Raw genomic sequence first — 20,623 nt, forward strand, 5'->3', positions numbered from 1 at the left:
CCAGCCCGGCCAAGGACTGCGTGGGTCCGCCCGGTCTCCACAGGAGTCGACAGTAGTGGCTGGCCGTCTCGGTCAGGACGCACCCGCTAGTCCGTCAGGGACAGACTGCGTCGTTCCTGAGCTTCCTCCAGGTCCCCCCGGTCCAGGCGGTACCGCCGCAGGGTGGCACCGAAGAACTCGTCCGTCGTGCCCTCCAACCGCATGCCCAGCCGGCCGGCGACAGCGGCGCCGCGCTCGTTCGCGGGCTCGACGAGCGCGTACAGCTGCTCGGCACCACCCACGATGAACGCGTGGTGCGCGGCCGCGTGCGCCGCCTCGGTCGCAAACCCTTCCCCGGTGGCGTCCGGGCGCACCATCCACCACAACGTGAGTAGCGGCGAACCGGGGGCTGGGGTGGTGAGGAAGATGCTGCCGATGACCTCACCGGTGTCCTGGCGCTCGATGGCCCACCGGCCTTGTGGGACCGGCGCCTGGTAGGACTCGTGCGCCCACGTGTCGAGGAGCTTGGCGACGTCGTCGCGCCCGTGGACGGGCGGGACGACCGGGCGCATCCACGTGGTCACCGCGGGGCGGGAGAACAGCTCGTAGGCGACGTCGACGTCGACCGACTCCCACGGGCGCAGCAGCACTCGGGAGGTCACGATCTCCAGCGGCTGCAGCTGCACGTCGTGGTGGTCGTGGACGAATGCTTCTGGGGCGGTGGCATCGAACCGGCCGCGGCGGTGAGGCCGGCGGTGTGTCGTCGGCGCCGGGGACGGTGCGACCAGGTTCGCGTGCTCGGGGTGGTTCGCGATGTGGTCGGCGACGAAGGAGCACCCGGGTGACAGCGTCGCACCCTGCGCCCGCACGACAGCCACAGCATGCTCGACCAGGGTGGCGCCGACGTGGTGGCCGCGTTCGCGGGGTGCCACGTAGGTGTGGTCCAGGGCGACGTGGCCGGTGGAAGGCCACTGGTACGTGAGCAGCCCGACGACCTTGCCATCGCGCACGGCTTCGTACTGCTGGTTCACGGGGTTATCGATCACCACGAGCTTCGAGGTGTCGTCGTTGTGGGACGTTGCCACGCTCGACATGTGTCGCCTCCTGGAGCGGTCCGGGCTTCGCAGTAGAAGCATCGACGCACCGGCCGAGGCGTCCGATGCCTCCAGTCGGGACAGTGGTGTCGATGCACCCACATGGCTGGTAGTGGCCCGACCCGAGGCGCTCTTAGCGCCGCCACATCCCAGCCGTTGCCCACAACAGGCTGATAAGGCCGCCCGCGAACGGGACACCACCTGTCCCAACGCATTTCGCGTTCTGGTGCCGCCGCCGTGTCGGACACACACCGCCTGCCCGGGCGCCCGGGGGCGTGGCGCGCCAACCCCAAGACAAGGAGTCAGAAGTGACTGGAACCAAGGTGTCGGTGATCTACTACTCGGCCACCGGTGCGCTGCACACGATGGCGAAGCGGTTGGCCACGAAGGCCGAGTCGATGGGAGCCGAGGTGCGCCTGCGGCAGGTCGCCGAGCTCGCGCCGCAGGAGGCCATCGCCTCCAACGCGGCGTGGAGCCAGCACTTCGACAACACCAAGGACGAGCCGCGCGCAACCGCCGACGACATCGTGTGGGCCGACGCCGTGCTGCTGGGCACCCCCACCCGGTACGGCAACGTAGCCAGCCAGCTCAAGCAGTTCCTCGACACCCTCGGCCCGCAGTGGGCGCAGGGTCTCCTCGCTGACAAGGTGTACGCCGGGTTCGTGTCGTCCCAGACGCTGCACGGCGGCCAGGAGACCACGCTGACGGCCCTGTACCAGAGCGTCTACCACTTCGGCGGCATCGTCGTGGCCCCCGGATACACCGACCCGAGCAAGTTCGTCGACGGGAACCCGTACGGGGTGTCGCACGTGTCCGGGCCCGGCAACGACGCTCCGTTCACCGACATCGACTTCGCCGCACTGGACCACCTTGCACACCGGGTCGTGACCGCGGCCGGCAAGCTCGCCCGTGCCTGAGCTCGGGCACCAAGGGGGCGCCGCCCCCTGACGCGGCTGTTGGCCGGGTGCTCGAAAGGGCCCCGGCCAACAGCGCTGTCCGACACTGCCCCGTCACCATCCGGGAATGCCCTCGCCCGACCTTATGCACAGCCAGGCACGTTCTTCGCGGTACCCGCGGGCCGAGTACTGCGCGCGTGCCTGGGCGTTTGTCCGTGCGTACCGGGCTGCAGGCGGGGCTCAGAAGCCGGTCTCGCCGCGCGGCTGCTTCTGGTGGCGGTGCGGGTGCTTTGCGGCCTCGGCGACGGTGAGTTCTGCCGCCGGGTCAGCCTCCAGGCGGTCATCGGGGATGGGTTCTCCGCTTTCGACCGAGAGCCCGTACGTCCCGTTGGCCAGGCGCTCCTCTGCTCGGTCCACCGCGGCCAACCGTTCCTTCAGGCTGGTCGAGATCGCGATGTCGAGCGCCTCGTGCTCCAACGGCTGCGCACCGTCGGCGTCGCCGTCGCCAGCGTCACGCTCGGCGTCGTTGTCCTCGGCCCGGGCTGTGGCCGAGGAGGCCAGCAGGCCGTTGATTCGTTCGCGCTCGGCCAGCAGCAGCTGCTTGGCTCGGTCCAGGTCCATGGCTCTTCCCTTCGTCGTCCGCACCTGTGCGGGTCACTGGCTCTTCACGTAGGAGTCGACACGGCCACGCACGTGCTCGCGGCCGCGGGCCAGGGCACGCTGCAGCTCCTTGAGATCTGTTCCCATTGTGGTGGCTGCGTCGTGCAGGGAGAGGCCCTCGACGTCGACGAGGTACACGGCGTTGGCCACGGCTGGCGGCAGGTCATCCAGGGCGGTGTCGACGACGGTGTACAGCTCTTGGGTCTGGACGTCTTCGGCTGGGCCGAGGAACTGGGTGGCGTGCGGCCACGCGGCGGGTGGGCTGATCCAGCTGCCCCGGTCGTCGCCGTCGCTGTACAGCTCAGGCAGGAGCAGTTCGGCCGAGTCGGCGTCGGGGTCCAGAGCGTCCAGGTCGGCCAGTTCCCGCAGCGACCCATACGCCTCGACCCCGGCTGGCAGGTCGCGGTCGTCCGCGTCCGCCGGCGAGTGCACGTGATGCGCCAGGACGGTCTCGACGTACTCGCCTTCGCTCCCTTCGTCAGACTGCCTATGCAGGTCCGCGTGCAGCAGCAGGTATGTGGTCAGGTCCTCGCGTCGAGGCGTCCGGCCCGGGTCTCCCTCCAGGAAGTGGTCCCAGGTGTCCTGGACGAGGTCGTCGGCGTGGGCGGGGTCGAGCTGGCGCGCCAGGGATGTCAACGCCCCGTGCGCGTCACTCACCCCGTCCCGTTCGGGCAGCGCGTCGACCACGGGCTGTAGCGACGGTGTGGGGTTCCTGAGCCGTTGTGCGATCAGCGCGGACGAGGCTGCCGTCTGGGACAGGAGCTCGGCGCATTCCGGGCAGTCCTGGACATGTCGCGCCACCGCCTGCAGGTCATCCGGGGGCAGGAACCCACTCGTCGCCGGGCCCGCGTACGGGGCCACCTGTGCGCAGTCCATCTGACCACTCCTCCATGAGTTCATCGTCTGACCTGGCCGTGGGCGTGGCCGTGGGTCGCGTCAAGGGTTCGTGTCGACGGCACTGTTGATCTTTGCCGGCACGAGCCCGACAGTGGCCGCACACGCAACGAGCTCGCAAGACCCGTGCCCGGCCTCCTCGTTCCCGGTCCCGGAAAGCCACTCACCATTCCCGGCCTCACCCGGAGGGGCCGAAGCGTTCCACCCGGATGTCGTGGGCCGGCACACCGAGGGAGTCCAGCAGCATGGTGACGGCGTCGCAGAATGCTGGGGAGCCGCAGACGAACACCGGCTGGCCGACCGTGACCACGGGGCGCAGGTCGTCGCCGGTGAGCCGGCCCACGCCTCGGGCATCACCCGGGGGCGCCGTCCGCGTGTACACGACGCGCACCCCAGCTCCGGTGAGCTCGTCGGCGTAGTACAGGTCGGGCGGGGAGCGCACAGACACGACGAGGGTCATGTACTCGGGCCGGCCGGCTGCCCGTGCGGCCCGCAGCATCGACATCAGCGGGGCGATACCGCTGCCGCCGGCGACGCCGAGGAGTGGGGCGGTCACGTCCCAGACGAAGTGGCCGCCGATCGGGCCACGGATGTCCAGTGTGTCGCCGACGTCGACACCGTCGTGCAGGAACGATGACACCTCGCCGCCGGGGAGGCGTTCGACGGTGACTTCGAGCGGGTCCTGGCCCGGTGGTGACGCGGCCGAGTACGCGCGCTGGGCGTGGTACCCGTCGTCGGCGGTCAGCCGGAGGATGAAGTGCTGCCCGGCGACGAAGTCGTGCGGCCCGGCCAGCCGGAGCTGGAACGTCTTCGCGTTCGGCGTCTCCTGCCGCACTCCAACGACCGTCGCCGCTTGCCATGGCCGCACCGGGGGGACGGGTGTGGTGACGAGCCGGTCCATCAGTCGCCCTGGTAGCGCTGCTCGAGCCACGGGTCGCCGCGATCGTGGTAGCCGCTGCGTTCCCACAGTCCGGGCTCGTCGTGGTCCATCAGGGTCAGCCCGGACACCCACTTCGCGCTCTTCCAGAAGTACAGGTGCGGCACGAGCAGGCGGGCCGGTCCACCGTGCTCGACCGGCAACGGTTTCCCGTCGACCGTCCAAGCCACCCACGCCTTGCCGCCGGTGACGTCTCTGAGCGGAAGATTGGTGGTGTACCCGGTGTGGGAGCGGGCCATGACGAACGCCGCGTCCGGTCGTGGCCCGGCGAGGTCGAGCAGGGTGTCGACGGACACGCCTTCCCAGGTCATGTCGAACTTCGACCACGTGGTCACGCAGTGGATGGCGCCCTCGTAGGTCGAGGGGGGCATGTGGTGCAGGTCGGGCCACGACCACGTCTGCGGGTGCTCGACCAGGCCGTCGATGCTGAACGTCCACGTGGCAGTGTCCAGCCGAGGGGTGGGTTCGTAGCTCAGGACGGGCCAGCCGTCACCGGTGTTGTACTGCCCGGGCGGGAGCCGGGGGTCGCTGCGGTCACGCCGGGTGAAACCTCGGGTGATGGCCATGGGGCTGCTCACCTACCTTTCGTCGATGTGGGTCAGGACGGGTCCGTGCCGTGCGGGGCTACCTCTGCCTCGAGCATCCACGCGTGCTTCTCCACGTCAACCACGACCTGGTTGATCAGGTCCGCGGTCGGAGGGTCCAGCGTCTCGACGGTGGAGTGTGCGTGACGCAGGGCCTCCGAGGCCAGGCGCAGCCGGGTGCTGACCGCGCGGGCGGCCTGTTCGGTGGAGCGCTGCCCTTCGGGGGCAGCGAGCAGGGTGGAGGTGGACGCGACCACACCGAGCCGGGCGTCGGGGTAGGCGCCGAGAGCTCGCATGCGCTCGGCGAACGTGTCCGCCGCGTCGCGGGCGACGTCGACGATGTCGTCGAGGTGGGTGTGCAGGGAGCGGAAGCTGCGCCCGACGACGTTCCAGTGGGCCTGCTTCCCCTGCAGTTGCAGGTCGACCATCAGCACGACGGCGCCCTGCAGCGCCTGGCACACGGCAGCCTCGGCGCCGGCCGGCACGGGTGGGCTGTAGGAGGAGGATGCGGTCTGCGCGGTCATCTCGGGCTTCTCCTTCATTGGGACCGCCTACGTCCAGGTGTTGTCTGGGATGGGCGTGCGCGCCGGCGGCGCGGTGGCGGTTGATCGGTAGTGACGCCATCCGGGCGGATCTCTCGCCGGTGTGCACTTCGAAGAGGTCGCGTCGCTCCGGACGCCCGCGTGGGCCGCAGCAGCCAAGGAAGGCGATGGAAGATCCGAGCCCCGGGCGGCACCCACGTCAGGTACCACCCCCTGATCCTGAAGGAGTCCCACCATGACCCAGCCAGCCAACACACCGACAACGCCCGGCACCGGTCGTGCCACGGTCCGTCATGACGAGGCCGGCGGGTTCTACGAGGTCCTCGTCGACGGGGCCTCCGCCGGGCTGCTCGTCTACGGCCTGGAGGGAGGCCGCCGGGTCCTCACGCACGTGTTCATCAACGAGGAGTACCGAGGGCAGTCCCTGGCCTCGCTGCTCGTCCGTACCGCGCTGGACGACATCCGGTCCGCCGGCGGCACCGTCACGAACTACTGCCCGGTCGTCGGCCGGTTCGTGGACGCCCACCCCGAGTACGCGCCGGTCATCGACGCCGACCACCCAGGCCGGTGGCGGCGCAGCAAGACCGACCTGGCCGACACCCGCAACTGGACCTGACCTGAGGGCAGACGACGACTTGGCGCGTAAAGGCGTCGCCGCCAGCCGCACTAACAGGTCAGTAGTCGGTTCGTCCGACGCACCCCCAAGCAGTGCGCAGGGCACGGAAAGGCAGGACCGGTGACAGAGACTCACCCCGGTCGCCCGCGACTGACACTGGTCGGTCGCAACACCCCACCGGACGGCACCCACCCGGGCCCGCGCGCCACGGAACCGGCAGGCCCGCGCAATCCCTCCCCGATTCACGACAGCACTGATACCGCAACGCCAACCGCCACCAGATCTGGCATCGACCCAGGGCAGGTCACGACCGCCGCAAGGACCTTGCTGACTGCGCTGAACATCGACGACCTGCTGGGGACCAGGGCGACGCACATGGCCCACGCGCTCACGCAGATGGTCACCCGGCAGGAACTCGTCATCCAGGTCTCCCCGAACCGGGCTGACTACGAGGAGCTCATCGTCAGCAAGAGCATCGGGTTCCGCGCCCTGTGCGAGGAGCACATGCTGCCGCTGTCGGGTGTGGTCCACATCGGGTACATCCCGGGCGACTTCCTGCTGGCGGCGACGGAGCCGACCCGGGTGGTCAGCTACTTCGCGCGCCAGCCGCAGTCGCCGCAACAGCTGGCGTCCCAGGTCGGGCACTGGCTGGACCGTCAGCTGCAGCCGCGCGGCATCGGTGTTGTCGTCCACGCTGACCACACCTGCGATGGCGACCTGGGCATGTTCGAGCCGAGGGTCACCGTGTCCTCGACTCTGCTGGGCCGGCTCCGGGAGACGCCTTCGGTGCGTACCCACTTCCTGTCCTTGACCAGCACCCGCTGACCGGGCCCCGAGCGCCGCACTCGAGGGTGCTCTGGACTGTGTCCGGCATCAAGCAGCCGGTGCCGAGCCACGAAATCGGCGAGCTCTGCCAGTTGTTGTGAGGCAGAGCTCGCCGACGAGGCGAACCCGGGGCGGCCAGTCGGGTCAGGCGGGAGCCTGCATGCGCCGAGGAAGCTTCCAGCCGGGTCGGGCGAAGTGGCATGTGTAGCCGTGTGGGATCCGCTGCAGGTAGTCCTGGTGCTCCGGTTCGGCCTCCCAGAACGTGGAGGCGGGCGTGACCTCGGTGACGACCGGGCCCGGCCACAGCCCGGACGCGTCGACGTCCGCGATCGTGTCCAGCGCCTCCGCCTGCTGCGCGGGGCTGGTGAAGAAGATGGCCGACCGGTAGCTGGTGCCACGGTCGTTGCCCTGCCGGTTCAACGTGGACGGGTCGTGGATCTGGAAGAAGAACTCCAGCAGCTCCCGGAACGACACCACGCTCGGGTCGAACTGGATCTCGATCGCCTCCGCATGCCCTTCATGGTTGCGGTACGTCGGGTTCGCGATGCCGCCCCCGGTGTACCCGACTCGCGTCTGCAGTACTCCCGGCCGCTTGCGGATGAGCTCCTGCATGCCCCAGAAGCAGCCGCCGGCGAGGATGGCGACCTCGCTGTGCGAGTCCTCGGGGGCTGCTCCGGCTGAAGCTGACGTGTCCGTGGTGGTCATGGATCTTCTCCTTCGTTGGGCGGCGCCGTCGCACGAGGCTCGGGCGCCGGGGTGGTTGGATCTGTCAGTCGTCGGCGCCTGCGGAGTCATCCGGCAGTGGTCGCCGTGTCGAGGTCGTCGATGCGTCCGGCTCGCCGCCCGACACTGAGGGGGTCGGTTTCGCCCTGGCGAACGCGGCCTGGGCGGAGATGTGCGGCCGGTAGCCCAGGGTCATCACCTGCACCGTCAACGCGGGCGTGAGCACGGTCGCTGCTCCCGCTTTCGGACGGGGGCGGGCGTTCTCGTACGCGTAGGTCGCCGCATCGAACGTGACGAGGTTCCCCTCGACCACGAGTTCGGGGGCGCCGTCGTCCCCGATGACGAAGGTCCCCGTCGGAAGCAGACCCCACGGGGCGAACCAGTACCGGTCGGGGTCGACGTGCGAGCCGGGCTGGCGCTGGGTGTGCAGGATGCGGTCGAGCTCGGGCGCCCGCAGCTGTCGTGCGAGGGCTTGTGAGGCCAGGTCCCGGTACAGGTTGAACCGGGGCCGGCGGCACTCGGCGCACGGGCGGTGCCCGGCTGCCAGGGCCACGGCCTCGTCATGGAAGAAGAGCTGGGTGTTGTGGCCTGCCTCCCACTGCGGCAACACCCGGGACTTGAAGTCCAGTGTGCAGATGAGCCACGTCCGGGTATGGCTTGCGCGGGCCACCTGCCGGATGCCGTCGTCGTAGTGGAGCTGGCCGCGGTTGCCCATCCACGCCCCGCGAGCCGGGACGGACACGATCTGACCGGTGGGCAGCACCCGGTTCTGTGCCGGAATGCGCCTCATCGGGTTTGCCGCCGGTGCGCCTCGAGCATCCGAAGCCACACCTCGCTGATGGTCGGGTATGCCGGAACGGCGTGCCACAGCCGTTCGACCGGCACCTGCCCGACGATGGCGACGGTCGCGGCGTGAAGGAGCTCGCCCACGTCGGGGCCGGCGAACGTGACGCCGAGCACTGCGCCGGTGTCCCGGTTCACGATCATCCGGGCTTGACCGGTGTAGTTGTCCGCGTGCAGCCCGGCACCGGAGACGGCGCCGAGGTCGTAGTCGACGACCTCCACGCGAAGGCCGCGTTCGGCCGCGTCCCGCGTGGTCAAGCCGACGGTCGCGATCTCGGGGTCGGTGAAGATGACCTGGGGGACGGCGCGCCCGTCGGCCGTTGCGGACGCGTCGCCCCATGCGGTGAACAGGGCTGCGCGGCTGCCGGCCCGGGCGACGATGGCGGCAGCAGCGGCCCTGCCCTGGTACTTGCCCTGATGGGTGAGCAGGGCGCGGCCGGTGACGTCGCCGACCGCGTACAGCCAGTCGTGGCCGTCGACGCGCATGGAGTCGTCCGTGACCAGCCACGCCCCAGGGGTGAGGCCGACGGCCTCCAGGCCAAGGTCACCTGTTCGTGGTTGGCGCCCGGTCGCGATGAGCACTTCGTCGCTGCTCAGGACCGTACCGTCGGTGGTGGTCACCTCCACCTGCTCGCCGCGGCGAATCACGCCGGTGAGGCCGGTGTGCAGGTGAACGCGGACCCCACGCTCCTCGAGGGCTCGGGCGATGAGGTCGCCGCAGAACGGCTCCAGCGACGACAACAGCGTCGACCGGGCGACCATGTGGACGGTGCTGCCCAGGCACGCGAAGAGGGTGGCCATCTCCACGGCGACGACGCCGCCACCGACGATGGTCAACGACGCCGGAACGCGCTGCACGCTGGTCGCTTCTCGCGACGTCCAGGGCCGGGCACTACGCAACCCGTCGATGGCGGGGAGTGCCGCCTCCGACCCGGTCGCCACCACAACTGCGTGGCGGGCGTGCACGACCTCATCCCCGCCGCCGGTACCCGTGACGACAACCTCCCTCGCACCAGCGAGCCGCGCCGTGCCGCGCAGCACGGGGATGCCGGCCTCGTTGGCCCAGTCGACCTGGCTGCTGTCGGACCAGTGGTTCACCCACTCGTCCCTTCGCCGCAGAACCGCGGCCACGTCCAGCTGGCCCGCCGCCGCCTGCGCGGAGCCGGCCACGGCGCGGGCGGCATGTAGTGCCGAACCTGGCCGCAGCAGCGCCTTCGATGGGATGCAGGCCCAGTACGAGCACTCGCCGCCCACGAGGTCCTGCTCGACCAGGACGGCGCTCAGGCCGCCGCGGACGACACCCTCCGCCGCATTCTCACCGGCGGCGCCTGCCCCCAGGACGACCACGTCGTACTCGCTGCGTTGCACCGCCAGCCTTTCCACTGCGATGGGGGCGAGCGCGGTTGTGCTCGCCGTGAGGGGCTTGTGTCCCGCGGGTGGCCCCGCCTTACCGCCGTTGGGCCGGACACGAGGTTGGGTTGCAGTCGCGCAGCTGGCGTTCCAGCCGGGCCAGGAGCGCCTCCCAGGCGGTCACGAACTTGGCCACGCCCTCGCGTTCCAGCGTGGCGGCCACGTCGCGCAGGTCAACCCCCGCCGTGGTGACCTCGTCCAGCAGGGAGCGCGCCCACGCGAAGTTGGGTGTGACCGCGTCGACGATCGGGGTGGCGATCTGGGATACCGCCTCGAGCGTGGCGGGCGGCATCGTGCTCACGGTGTGGGGGGCGACCAGGTGCGTGACGTACCTGGTCGTGGAGTAGGCCGGGTCCTTGACGCCGGTGGATGCCCACAGCAGTCGCTGCACCTGCGCACCCTGCCGCTGCAGCTGCAGCCACCGACGCGACTGCACACTGTTCTGGAAGTGCTCGTAGGCGGTGATGGCCGTGGCGACGGCGGCCTTGCCGCGAAGGTGCGCCGGCGCTGCCTGCAGCCCGTCCAGGCGCCGGTCGACTTCGGTGTCGATGCGCGAGACGAAGAACGACGCTACGCAGTGGATGCCCGCCGAGGGGTGACCGTTCGCCAAGGCCAGCTCCACACCGTCCATGTACGCCTGGGCCACCTGGGCGTACCGGTCGGCGGAGAAGATCAGCGTGACGTTCACGCTGATGCCTTCACCGGTGGCCCGGGTGATCGCGGACAGGCCCGCATCGGTCGCGGGGACCTTCACCATGAGGTTGGGCCGGTCGACCAGGTGGCTCAGGCGTATCGCCTGGCTCGTCATGGCGTCGGCGTCGGCGGCCGCTCGTGGGTCCACCTCCAGGGAGACGCGCCCGTCACGGCCGGTGCTGGCGCGCCACACACCGAGGAGCTGGTCGCATGCTTCCTGCACGTCGCGGACCGTGATGACCTCCGCAGCACCGGCGGCATCGACGCCCGCGGCGCGCAGCTGCGCCACCTGGGAGTCGTAGTGGCTGCCGTCGGCCAGTGCCGCTTCGAAGATGGTCGGGTTGCTGGTCACCCCGACGACGTTGCGGCGCTCGGCGTGCCGTCGAAGGTCACCGTTGACGAGGATGGCGCGGCTGAGGTTGTCGAGCCAGATCGACACCCCGGCACGGGTGAGGTCGTCGTACACGGTCCAGGTCATCGCGGTCCTCGTCCGGTTCGGGTGCATGTGGGGTGGGTGCTTGGTGGCAGCCCTACGGGAGGTGGGACGTCACTCCCGTAGGGCTGCCATGAGTGCGCCGAAGGGTCGAAGACGCGGAAGGGGGTCGATCCTCGCCCGTGCGCTGGTCCCGGTGGGCGCGGTCGCCTCAGTTGCGGCCGGCCATGATGCCGCCGTCGACGTTGACGATGCTTCCCGTCACCCAACTCGCGTCGTCGGACAGCAGGTAGGCCACGGCGGCGGCGATGTCCTGCGCGGTGCCAATGCGTCCCAGGGGGTGGACGGCGTCGAACGTGTGGAGGGTGTCCTCGAGTCCCTCCTTGGGCAGGAACCCCTCGTACAAGGGGGTGGCGACCACGGCAGGGGCGACCGCGTTCACCCTGATGTGCTCGCCGGCCAGCTCGATCGCAAGGTTGTGCGTGAGCGCGTGCAGTCCGGCCTTGGCCATCGAGTACCCGGACGAGGGGGTGGCCGCGAGGGCCTGGTGCGCCCACATGGAGCCGATGTTCACGATGGAGCCGCCGCCGCGGGCGATCATCGCTCGGACAACCCCTTGGGTGAGGAAGAACGTGCCGCGGTTGATGTCGAGGTAGGAGTCGTAGTCGGCGGCCTCGTACTCGAGGAAGGGCTTGGGGATGAAGAACCCAGCGGAGTTCACGAGCATGCTGGCGTCCGCGTGGTCGCGTGCGAGGGTGTCGACCATTGTGGCGACCTGTTCCGGGTCGTTCAGGTCACCGGCGATCGTCGTGACATGGGCGCTGCCACCCAGGTACTGGACCGCTTCGTCCAGCTTGGACTGGTTGCGACCGAGTAGGACGGCGAAGCCGCCCTCGGCGGTGACCGTGGCGGCGGTGGCCAGGCCCATGCCGCTGCTGCCTCCGGTGACGACCAGCTTGCGGCCTGCGAAACGATCTGACATTGCGGGAACCTCCAGGTTCGATTGTTGCCGCCCCAAAACGGGACGCGGCTCGCTCCGTCGGTGCGAAGCTGTGGAGGTAGGTGCCAGGCCAGGGCTGTTCCTTACTCACTGACCGGATTTGTCCGCCGGGCGGGCACCCCTGATGGCAGGTCGCGGCCCGCTCGCTGCCGGGGGAGGAATGAGCAACGTCGCGGCACAAAAGGATCGAAGTTTAGTGGACCAACGGGTCCGCCCCTATACGGGTGTCCGGTCCGACAGATATGGTTTTTCCGTGCCCGGTGACCAGGGTCAGCAACCCCCACGGCTGACAGCTCGAGGAGCCGCTACGCGCGCCCGAATCCTGCAGGCTGCCGACGAGCTCATCCTCGTTCACGGGGTCAACCGCACTCGCCTCGACGACGTCAGGGCGGCCACCGGCGTCAGCAAGTCCCAGCTCTACCACCACTACCCCGACAAGGAAGCGCTCGTCGCCGCGGTCATCGCCCGACGTGCCGAGCGCATCCTCGAACGTGAGGCCGCCCTGCTGGGCCGGGTCGACTCGATGCGCGGCCTCCAACGGTGGCGAGACGCGGCTGTCAACCGTGTCGACCTGCGCCGCGGCGCACACGGGTGCGCCCTCGGATCGCTACTCAGCGAGCTCGCCGATCAGGACGAGAGCGCGTTGGCGTCCTTGACCGAGCACTTCCACACCTGGGAGATGCTCATGAAGGGCGCCCTGGACCGCATGCAAGCCAATGGCGCCCTTCGCCCGGACGCAGACACCGACCGCTTGGCCACCGGGCTCATGGCCGCCCTGCAAGGCGGGTACCTGCTCTCCCAAGCCGCCCACGGTGCGGCACCGATGGAGGCGTCGCTGAACATGGCGCTCGAACACATCAGCACCTACGCCGAGAAGGCCGCCTGAGGGGCCTAGGTCGGATCCACGGCCAGTACGGCCGCGCGCCTCTCTCGCGCAATCAGGGCAGGAGCCGCAGCAGGCTCGGTACAGGCTCACGCGAGGAGCGGCATCGCTCGGTACCTCCACCCACCAGGCCAGTGCGGGTCCTGCCACACCCGAGGTGACCTTGGCCGGCATCTCCGTGCCAGGCGGGTCACCCGCATCACGACCCACCGACCAGGACATCGGGTTCCGTCAGTACACCGAGACTGACGTCGAGAAGATCTTGGTCATCCGGCGGGTGAAGCCCCTCGGGTTCACGCTCGACCAGATGAGCGCCGCGGTGCGGCGGCGACTCAGGTAACAACCCGGCTCTGCCAGGAACGGCGACGGCCACGCGGGGCGAGTCATGGTCCGGGGGCGCGCCATCCCGAACTTGGGTCCGTGACCACCGCCGCCGGACGCCTACCGGACCGGGCCAAGCACCTGTTGCACTCCGAACTCCTACGGCGCCGCGGCGAAGGCCGCCCCGACAGCAGCACCCTCCGTGCGCCTCCCTCCGGCGACCCACGCCGTCACCTGGAGTTCTTCATGGACGCCCGCCGAAACGAACTTCGAGCAGCTCCTCCGTTGACTGGACGACGCCCTCGCCGATGTGCCAGACGCCGCGGGGGACGACCCTCTCCAGCATCACCACGCTGGCCCTGAAGAGCCCGTTCACGGAGCTGCGTGACCCTGTGGCACTGCGACGGTAGCTGGAGGACGCATCGGCGAGACGAAGGCCCGGACCACACGGTCCGGGCCTTCGTCGTCGTACCGCGCCGACCTCCAGCATCCCCCGACCGGCTCAGGGCCGTCCGCCCCGTCTTTCGCTCGCCACGCCGACCGGGCCGGCGCCGAGCCCACACGCCCCGGCCCACACGTCCGCGGCCGCCCGGCTCCGGCCGCCCGGCTGCGGCCGGACCTCGGTCAGTCGACGCCCTCGACGATGCGGAAGTCGCGCTCGACAGTGTCGGAGAGGGCGGCCAGCGCCTCCTGGTACGCCGCACTCCGGTGCGCCGCGACGGCGTGCTCGAAGCTGTCGAACTCGATGAGGAGGGTGCGCTCGGCGATGCCGGCGTCATGCGCCTCGACGCGGCTGCCACGGGAGAGGACACGACCGCCTCCGGCCGAGACGGCCGCACGGGCCAGCTCGTCGTAGGCAGCCAGCTTCACAGGGTCCGAGATGCTGCGGTAGGCGCTGACCCAGTAGCCCTTGGGCATGGAACCTCCAACTGTCGGGGTGGGTGCATCTCTCACGGGGTGGTCCGAGGTGGGCGTCGGCGGGCGAGGGCCAGGCTGGCCAGGGTCGTGATCGCCATGGCGCCGACGCCGATGAGCGCCGCGGTGGTGTAGGCGCCGTCGTCGGGGAAGAGGTGGTGGGGGCTGGTGCCCGCGGCGAGGACCAGGCCGCCGATGGCGCTGCCCAGGGAGTAGCCCACGCTGCGGACGACGTAGTTGAAGCTCATGGCGCTCGACGTCTCGCTCCTGGGGGTGACGGCCAGGATGACGCCGGGCATCGCGGCCGAGAAGCCGCCGACACCGAAGCCGAGGACGCCCATCGCTGCGAACAGCTCGGCCAGGTTCGACCGGGCCGCGGCGAACAGGGCGAACCCGGCACCGACCACGACCGCGCTGCCGGCGAGGAGCAGGGGATCGGCGAGCCGCGTCCGGACCCGAGGCGTGAGCTTGCCGGCCACGAAGCCCAGCACCGAGAACGGGATGAGGACCAGCCCCGCGACGAAGGTCGTCAGCCCGAAGCCGTAGCCGACGCCCTGGGGCGTCTGCGCGTACCGGGTGATGAGCGTGAGCAGGAGGTACATCCCGATCCCACCGACGAACATCGCCAGGTTCGCCCCGGCGACGGCTGGGTGCCGTACCGCCCGCACGTCGACCAGTGGTGTGGTGCTGCGCAGCTCGATGACGGCCCAGGCGCAGAGCAGCACCACCGCGAGGGCGGCGAGGGCCGACGCCCCAGCGAGGTGCTGGCTCCAGAGGGTCCGTTCGCCGGCGAGGAGCAGGACCAGGAGCAGCGCGGCGGCGAGGACGAACGCTCCTGTCACGTCCACGTGGCTGGAGCGGCCCTCGGGGGCTTCGGGCACGGAGCGCCAGGCGGTCAGGAGGGCGGCTGCGGTGACCACGAGGCCGAGGCCGTACGCGGCCCGGACCCCGCCGAGCTCGGCGAGCAGCGCGGCCAGCGGGTAGCCGACGCCGGCCCCGATGATCGACACCACCGAGATCAGGGCGATCACGGCCGCGCCGCGCTCCTCGGAGAGGTGGTCGCGCGCCACCCCCATCATCAGCGCCGTCAGCCCGAGCCCGACGCCCTGGGCCGCCCTGCCGGCCAGCAGCCACGCGAACGGCAGCGGCAGCACGGTGAGCGCGCTGCCGGCGACGACGACCGCCAGCGTGGTGAGGATCGTGGCCCGCCGGTGCGGGCCGGCTCCGAGTCGACCCAGGACCGGTGTGGCGACGGCACCGCTGAGCAGCGCGACGGTCAGCGTCCACTGCGCGCTGCCGAGCGGGACGTGGAACGCGGTCGCCACGCTGGTGATGAGCGGCGTCCCCAGGCTGGCGACCGCGGCCACGACCAGGGCGACGAACACCAGGGCGGGGACCAACAGCCGCGCCTCGGGACCGGCCCCTGCGGACGCAGTCACCGCGACCCCACGGACCCGCAGCCGGGTCACTGCCTCGGCCGTTCGCGGTCCTGGCTCTCGAGCTCCGCCAGGTGGTGCAGCGCCGGAAGCGCCGCCACCAGCGCCTCGACCTCGCCATCGGTGAGCTCGGCGACCAACCGCTCGAACGCGTGGACGCCGGCCTGACGTCGTGCCCGGACGTAGGAGGCCCCGGCCTGGGTCAGGCAGACCAGCGTGATCCGTTTGTCGGACGCGTCGCCCCTCCGCTCGACCAGCCCGGACTCCGCCAGCACCCGGACCAGGGTGGTCATCGCGGGCTGGGTGACGCCCTCGACCGCCGCCAGGTCGGTGATGCGCTGGGGGCCGGTCCGGTCCAAGGTGGCGAGGGTGGCGGCTGACGTCAGGCTCAGGTCCCTGGGCAGGCGTCTCGCGGCCCTGGTGGCCAGCCCGTAGAGGGCTGCACCGACGGCTGCGGACGCGTCGAGTGCGGAGTCCTGGGCTGGCATGGGGAAAGCATAACAGTTGTATATTCATACTTTATGGAAATTGCCGAGTCACCTCTCGACAAGGAGTGATCATGAGGAGTGCGGCGTCCGGGCTGGTGGCCGCGGCGGGGTGTGGGCGCCGGCCACCGCGTCGAGCTCGGCGCCGGCCACGACAGTCCAGCGGGAGAAGTTCCGGCAGCTGGAGCAGAGGTTCGACGCCCGCCTCGGGGTCTACGCGGTCGACACCGGAACCGGTGCGACCGCGGCGTACCGTGCGAACGAGCGGTTCGCCTACTGCTCGACGTTCAAGGCGCTCGCTGCCGCAGCGCTGCTCGACGAGACCACGGACGCCGAGCTCGACCAGGTGGTGCGGTACTCGGCAGAGGACCTGGTGACCTACTCCCCGATCACCGAGCGGCACGTCGACGAGGGGATGACGCTGCGCGCGATAGGCGATGCGGCCGTCCGGTACAGCGACAACTCCGCGGCCAACCTGGTGCTGCGCCGCCTGGGGGGACCGCAGGGACTCAAGGGGCAGCTCCGCGAGCTCGGCGACCGGGTCACCGAGCCGTCGCGCTGGGAGACCTCGTTGAACCAGGCGACACCGGGGGACAGCCGCGACACCAGCACCCCTCGCGCCCTGGCCGAGGACCTGCGCGCGTACGCCGTCGACGACGCACTCGATCCCGCCGACCGTGACCTGCTCAACGGCTGGTTGCGCGACAACACCACGGGGGACGAGCTGATCAGGGCCGGCGTCCCGGACGGTTGGGTCGTCGGGGACAAGACCGGCTCCGGGGGCTACGGCACCCGCAACGACATCGCTGTCATCCGGCCCCCGGGCCGAGCGCCGATCGTGCTCGCGGTGCTCTCCAGCCGCCAGGAGGAGGAGGCCGACTACGACGACGGGTTGATCGCCGAGGCGGCTGAGCTCGTGGTCGCGGGCCTGGTGCCCAAGGACTGAGAGCCCGACGCTCAGGCGGGGGCGGGAGCCTTGGCCCCGAAACGCAGGCCGTCGTACACGAGGTCGACCAGGGCGAGCGTCGACTCCGGGCTGACGCTGCGCGGCTCGCTGGTCAGGCAGATGCCACCCAGGGCCCGCAGCAGGTCGGCCGCCGCCACGTCGTCGCGGATGACGCCGGCCTCGATCGCGGGGGCCAGCATCCGCTCGGCCGCCAGCCGGAGGGTCTCGCGGGTGTGCTCGAAGTGCTCGGACCGCCCGTCGTTCATCATGGCGCGCAGCAGCGTCACCATGCCCTGCTTGACCGCGTAGAAGGCGACGAAGCCCCGCATCCACTCGCGCAGCGCCGCACCCGGGTCCTCGCCGGTAGACAGCTCGCGGGACCGCTGGTCGAGCCCGTCGATCTGCGCGCCGTAGACGGCGAGCACCAGGTCGTCCCGGGTCGGGAAGTGGCGGTAGAGCGTGCCGATGCCCACGCCGGCTGCCTTGGCGACGTCGTCGAGCGAGGTCTCCACGCCGCGCTCGGAGAACAGGGTGGTCGCGCTGTCGAGCAGCCGGGCGCGGTTGCGGGCGGCGTCGGCTCGCAGCGGCTTGGCCTCGTCGGCACCCATCAGGCAATCCCACCTTGCATAAACGGAGGAAGGCTCCGTATAGTTCTGGGAAGCGGAGGTTCTCTCCGCTTCGTGGCGCTTCCGCCACCGACCTCGTCTTCGCAGCGACGCGGAGGAGGCCTCCGCTTCACCACCATGATACGCCCTGTCGGGAAGGACCTCCCACCCCATGAGCTCCACCTCCACCCCGGCCACGCCCACCCGGACCTGGCTACCCCTCGCCGTCGTCCTGACGACCCAGATGATGATCGTGCTGGACTCGGCCATCGTGAACATCGCGCTGCCGGACATGCAGCAGGCGCTGCACATCGCCCCGGCGGACCTGTCCTGGGTCGTCAACGCCTACACGCTGGCCTTCGGCGGCCTGCTGCTGCTCGGCGCCCGCGCCGGTGACCTCTTCGGCCGCCGCACCGTCTTCGCCGTCGGCATGACGCTGTTCACCGCAGCCTCCCTGCTCGGCGGCTTCGCCGGCGCCGGCAGCCACCTCTTCCTCGCCCGGGCGGCGCAGGGCGTCGGCGCCGCCCTGGTCGCGCCGTCCGCCCTAGCGATCCTCATGGGCCTGTACCCGCAGGCCCGCGACCGCACCCGCGCCATCGGCTACTACACGATCGTCTCGGCCAGCGGCGCGGCGATCGGCCTGATCGCCGGCGGCATCCTGACCTCGTTCGCCTCCTGGCGGTGGGTCATGTTCGTCAACGTGCCGATCGGCCTGGTCGTGCTCGTGCTGTCGCGCCGGGCACTGCCGGCGAGCCGCGCCCGGCACGGCCGCGTCGACGTCCTGGGCAGCCTGCTCTCGACGGCCGGCATGACCGCGTTGGTCTACGGCTTCATCTCTGCCGCCGCGGACGGGTGGGGCAGTGTCTCGGCGATCGCCTCGTTCGTCGCCTCGGTCGTGCTGCTCGGCGGCTTCGTGGTCGTCGAGCGCCGGGTCTCCCAGCCCATCGTGCCCCTGCACCTGTTCGCCGACCGCGAGCGCGTCGCCGCCTACACGGCGCGGCTGCTGCTCGTGGCGGGGAGCATGGGCGCGTTCTTCTTCCTGAGCCAGTACTTCCAGCTGGTCCTCGGCTGGTCGGCCGTGCGCACGGGTATGGCGTTCGTCCCGTTCCCGGTGTCCGTGTTCGTCAGCTCCCAGCTGGCCACCCGGGTCCTCGTGCCGCGGTACGGCGCCCGCGTCGTCATGCTCGTCGGCATGACCCTGTCGGTCCTCGGCCTGGTCCTGCTCACCAGGGTCGACGTCGACACCACCTACCCCCAGCTCGTCGTGTCGATGGTCGTCTTCGCGCTCGGCAACGGCACGGCGTTCGTGCCGCTGACCGAGGCCGGCATGGTGCGCGTCGCGCCGCACGAGGCCGGTGTCGCCTCGGGCCTGGTCAACGTCACCCAGCAGCTCGGCGGCGCGGTCGGGCTGGCGGTGCTGGTGACGGTCTTCGCGTCCGCCGGGCGGGGCGCCGCGTCCGGGCCGGACGCCACGGCCTCCGCCAAGGAGCTCTTCGTCCTCGGTGCCGACCGTGGGTTCGCCGTGGCAGCCGCCCTGGTCGCCGTCGCGGTCGTGCTGGTGCTCGTCCTCGGTCGTCGGGGCCGGACCCCGCGGCCGGTCGCGGTACCGGTGCGGGAGGTCGTGCTCGAACCGGCTGCCTGACCCGCGGTGACGGTGCCCCCACCAGCCGACCGGCCGGTGGGGGCACCGCCGTGCCACGCACGCGTCCGCGGCCGCCGTGCCGTGCAGGGGTGGGCCCGGCCGTGCCGGCTGCCGGTCAGGCACCCGTGGCGGGGTGGCGCTTCCGGAGGTCCTGGACCAGGCGCTCGACGGCGGTGCCCAGGTGGTGTCCGAGGACGGTCGTCCCCTGGCCGACCTGGTGCTGGGCGGACCCGCCGACGTAGACCCGCGGCGGCGACGCGCTCGTGCGCAGGACGGCCACGGCCTCCCGCGTGGCGACCACGTCGGTGGGGGACGGGACGCCGAGGACCACCGCGGCCGGGAGGTGGGCACGCACGGCGGCCGCCCAGCTGGCGGGAGGTACGTCGGCACCCAGGTAGGCGACGGCCGTGCCCGCCCGCCGCAGCAGGACGGCGAAGGCCAGGACCCCCAGCTCGTGCCGGACCCCGCGCGGCAGGCCGACCAGGACCTGGCCGTGGCTCGGCTCCGGGCCCGCGGCGTCGAGGGCGGCCCCGAGCCGGCGCTGCACCACGTTGCTCACGAGGTGCTCACCCGCGACGTCGACCCGTCCCGCTCGCCAGTCACGCCCCAGCACGCGCAGCGCCGGGAGGAGCCACCCGTCGACGGCCTGCTCGGGCCCGGTGAGCGCAAAGGCCTGGTCGAGCGCCGCCTCGGCCAGCCGGGGGTCCAGGCGCCCCGCCGCGCGGGACAGCGCGCCCAGGTCGAGCCCGGACCCTGTCGCAGGACCCCCGGCGCCCGGTGCGCCGGCGGGCTCCGGCTCCTCGGGGGTGGCGTCCGGGTGGCTCTCCGCCACGTGCGCGGCGGCGTCGCGTGGCGACCACCCGGCGGCCACCAGGGCCGCCATCGCGGTCAGCAGCCGGACCGCGCGGTCGTCGTAGAGGCGGTACCCGGACTCGGTTCGTGCCGGGGCCACGACGGCGTACCGGCGCTCCCAAGCGCGCAGGGTCGCGACGGGGACCCCCGTCAGGGCCGCTGTGGTGCCGATGGTGTGCACGGTGCGAGGTTACCCCTCATCCTTGGACAAAGGCTGGACAACAAGCGATCGGAGGCGCATGCTCGAGAGGCGAACCACGGACAGGGGTTGTACGCCCGGGTTCGTGCACCATCGAAGGTCGTGTCCGGCTCCGGGGATCCGTCCCGTCCATCCCTCAACGGGTCCCTGGAGCCGGGCCGTAGCCGCCCGGTCGCCCTTCACCGTCGCCCTGCCGTTGGGGCCCGCGGC

At 71.1% G+C, this 20,623-nt stretch carries 22 protein-coding genes; 6 read left to right on the forward strand and 16 right to left on the reverse strand.

What is annotated here, in order from left to right:
- Positions 1-86: 86 nt before the first annotated feature.
- Positions 87-1,073 (reverse strand): GNAT family N-acetyltransferase, encoded by a 987-nt coding sequence (locus ACYVDO_RS11535; RefSeq protein WP_460935944.1) that lies wholly within the window; start codon positions 1,071-1,073, stop codon positions 87-89.
- Between the two features lie 308 nt (positions 1,074-1,381).
- On the opposite strand from ACYVDO_RS11535, the gene wrbA reads away from it, so the two are divergent.
- Entirely contained in the window at positions 1,382-1,990 is a 609-nt protein-coding gene (gene wrbA, locus ACYVDO_RS11540) for an NAD(P)H:quinone oxidoreductase (protein WP_460935946.1), read from the forward strand.
- Between the two features lie 219 nt (positions 1,991-2,209).
- On the opposite strand, the gene ACYVDO_RS11545 is transcribed toward wrbA, so the two are convergent.
- The 5 genes from ACYVDO_RS11545 to ACYVDO_RS11565 all read right to left on the reverse strand — a co-directional run bounded on the left by ACYVDO_RS11545 (position 2,210) and on the right by ACYVDO_RS11565 (position 5,586).
- The gene (locus ACYVDO_RS11545) at positions 2,210-2,590 is read right to left on the reverse strand and encodes a TraR/DksA family transcriptional regulator (RefSeq protein ID WP_460935948.1); all 381 of its coding nucleotides are present in this window, start codon (positions 2,588-2,590) and stop codon (positions 2,210-2,212) included.
- A 33-nt stretch (positions 2,591-2,623) separates the two neighbouring features.
- Positions 2,624-3,505, reverse strand: a complete 882-nt coding sequence (locus ACYVDO_RS11550) for an RNA polymerase sigma factor (protein ID WP_460935950.1) — start codon at positions 3,503-3,505, stop codon at positions 2,624-2,626.
- Between the two features lie 196 nt (positions 3,506-3,701).
- The gene (locus tag ACYVDO_RS11555; protein ID WP_460935952.1) at positions 3,702-4,358 is read right to left on the reverse strand and encodes an FAD-binding oxidoreductase; all 657 of its coding nucleotides are present in this window, start codon (positions 4,356-4,358) and stop codon (positions 3,702-3,704) included.
- A 65-nt stretch (positions 4,359-4,423) separates the two neighbouring features.
- On the reverse strand, positions 4,424-5,038 hold the full coding sequence (locus tag ACYVDO_RS11560; RefSeq protein ID WP_460935954.1) for a sulfite oxidase-like oxidoreductase: 615 nt from the start codon (positions 5,036-5,038) through the stop codon (positions 4,424-4,426).
- 20 nt (positions 5,039-5,058) lie between these two features.
- Entirely contained in the window at positions 5,059-5,586 is a 528-nt protein-coding gene (locus ACYVDO_RS11565) for a Dps family protein (RefSeq protein ID WP_460935956.1), read from the reverse strand.
- Positions 5,587-5,821: 235 nt separating this feature from the next.
- Here ACYVDO_RS11565 and ACYVDO_RS11570 point away from each other — a divergent pair, with 235 nt between their 5' ends.
- Both ACYVDO_RS11570 and ACYVDO_RS11575 read left to right on the forward strand, forming a co-directional pair.
- Positions 5,822-6,202 carry a GNAT family N-acetyltransferase gene (locus ACYVDO_RS11570; RefSeq protein WP_460935958.1) on the forward strand — a complete coding sequence of 127 codons (381 nt, stop codon included), beginning with the start codon at positions 5,822-5,824 and terminating at the stop codon, positions 6,200-6,202.
- Between the two features lie 324 nt (positions 6,203-6,526).
- The gene (locus ACYVDO_RS11575) at positions 6,527-7,027 is read left to right on the forward strand and encodes a GTP cyclohydrolase I (protein WP_460935960.1); all 501 of its coding nucleotides are present in this window, start codon (positions 6,527-6,529) and stop codon (positions 7,025-7,027) included.
- A 144-nt stretch (positions 7,028-7,171) separates the two neighbouring features.
- Here the strand turns inward: ACYVDO_RS11575 and msrA are convergent, their stop codons facing one another.
- The 5 genes from msrA to ACYVDO_RS11600 form a co-directional block, all read right to left on the reverse strand.
- Positions 7,172-7,732 carry a peptide-methionine (S)-S-oxide reductase MsrA gene (gene msrA, locus ACYVDO_RS11580; protein ID WP_460935962.1) on the reverse strand — a complete coding sequence of 187 codons (561 nt, stop codon included), beginning with the start codon at positions 7,730-7,732 and terminating at the stop codon, positions 7,172-7,174.
- 64 nt (positions 7,733-7,796) lie between these two features.
- Entirely contained in the window at positions 7,797-8,540 is a 744-nt protein-coding gene (locus ACYVDO_RS11585) for a hypothetical protein (protein ID WP_460935964.1), read from the reverse strand.
- Complete coding sequence (locus ACYVDO_RS11590) at positions 8,537-9,961, reverse strand: dihydrolipoyl dehydrogenase family protein (RefSeq protein WP_460935966.1); 1,425 nt, start codon at positions 9,959-9,961, stop codon at positions 8,537-8,539. The genes ACYVDO_RS11585 and ACYVDO_RS11590 overlap by 4 nt, the downstream gene beginning before the upstream one ends.
- A 79-nt stretch (positions 9,962-10,040) precedes the next feature.
- Entirely contained in the window at positions 10,041-11,174 is a 1,134-nt protein-coding gene (gene tal / locus ACYVDO_RS11595) for a transaldolase (protein ID WP_460935968.1), read from the reverse strand.
- Positions 11,175-11,340: 166 nt separating this feature from the next.
- Positions 11,341-12,111 (reverse strand): SDR family NAD(P)-dependent oxidoreductase, encoded by a 771-nt coding sequence (locus ACYVDO_RS11600; protein WP_460935970.1) that lies wholly within the window; start codon positions 12,109-12,111, stop codon positions 11,341-11,343.
- A 271-nt stretch (positions 12,112-12,382) separates the two neighbouring features.
- Between ACYVDO_RS11600 and ACYVDO_RS11605 the strand changes: the two genes are divergently transcribed.
- The gene (locus tag ACYVDO_RS11605) at positions 12,383-13,015 is read left to right on the forward strand and encodes a TetR/AcrR family transcriptional regulator (RefSeq protein WP_460935972.1); all 633 of its coding nucleotides are present in this window, start codon (positions 12,383-12,385) and stop codon (positions 13,013-13,015) included.
- Between the two features lie 942 nt (positions 13,016-13,957).
- Here the strand turns inward: ACYVDO_RS11605 and ACYVDO_RS11610 are convergent.
- Genes ACYVDO_RS11610 through ACYVDO_RS11620 form a run of 3 tightly spaced genes read right to left on the reverse strand, consistent with a single transcriptional unit; the run spans position 13,958 to position 16,172 of the window.
- On the reverse strand, positions 13,958-14,251 hold the full coding sequence (locus ACYVDO_RS11610) for a DUF1330 domain-containing protein (protein ID WP_460935974.1): 294 nt from the start codon (positions 14,249-14,251) through the stop codon (positions 13,958-13,960).
- Positions 14,252-14,283: 32 nt separating this feature from the next.
- Positions 14,284-15,687, reverse strand: a complete 1,404-nt coding sequence (locus ACYVDO_RS11615; RefSeq protein WP_460935976.1) for an MFS transporter — start codon at positions 15,685-15,687, stop codon at positions 14,284-14,286.
- A gap of 26 nt (positions 15,688-15,713) precedes the next feature.
- Positions 15,714-16,172, reverse strand: coding sequence for a MarR family winged helix-turn-helix transcriptional regulator (locus ACYVDO_RS11620; RefSeq protein ID WP_460935978.1), 459 nt, complete (start codon positions 16,170-16,172; stop codon positions 15,714-15,716).
- Between the two features lie 109 nt (positions 16,173-16,281).
- On the opposite strand from ACYVDO_RS11620, the gene bla reads away from it, so the two are divergent.
- Positions 16,282-17,115 carry a class A beta-lactamase gene (gene bla / locus ACYVDO_RS11625; protein ID WP_460935980.1) on the forward strand — a complete coding sequence of 278 codons (834 nt, stop codon included), beginning with the start codon at positions 16,282-16,284 and terminating at the stop codon, positions 17,113-17,115.
- An 11-nt stretch (positions 17,116-17,126) separates the two neighbouring features.
- Here the strand turns inward: bla and ACYVDO_RS11630 are convergent, their stop codons facing one another.
- Positions 17,127-17,723: a TetR/AcrR family transcriptional regulator gene (locus ACYVDO_RS11630; RefSeq protein ID WP_460935982.1), complete on the reverse strand. Its 597-nt coding sequence runs from the start codon at positions 17,721-17,723 to the stop codon at positions 17,127-17,129.
- A 169-nt stretch (positions 17,724-17,892) separates the two neighbouring features.
- Between ACYVDO_RS11630 and ACYVDO_RS11635 the strand changes: the two genes are divergently transcribed.
- Positions 17,893-19,362 (forward strand): MFS transporter, encoded by a 1,470-nt coding sequence (locus ACYVDO_RS11635; RefSeq protein WP_460935984.1) that lies wholly within the window; start codon positions 17,893-17,895, stop codon positions 19,360-19,362.
- Between the two features lie 115 nt (positions 19,363-19,477).
- Here ACYVDO_RS11635 and ACYVDO_RS11640 read toward each other — a convergent pair whose 3' ends face one another.
- A complete protein-coding gene (locus ACYVDO_RS11640) occupies positions 19,478-20,395 on the reverse strand; it encodes a MerR family transcriptional regulator (RefSeq protein WP_460935986.1) in 918 nt (305 codons plus the stop codon).
- Positions 20,396-20,623: the final 228 nt, after the last annotated feature.

It is taken from the genome of Phycicoccus ginsengisoli, from assembly GCF_054779295.1.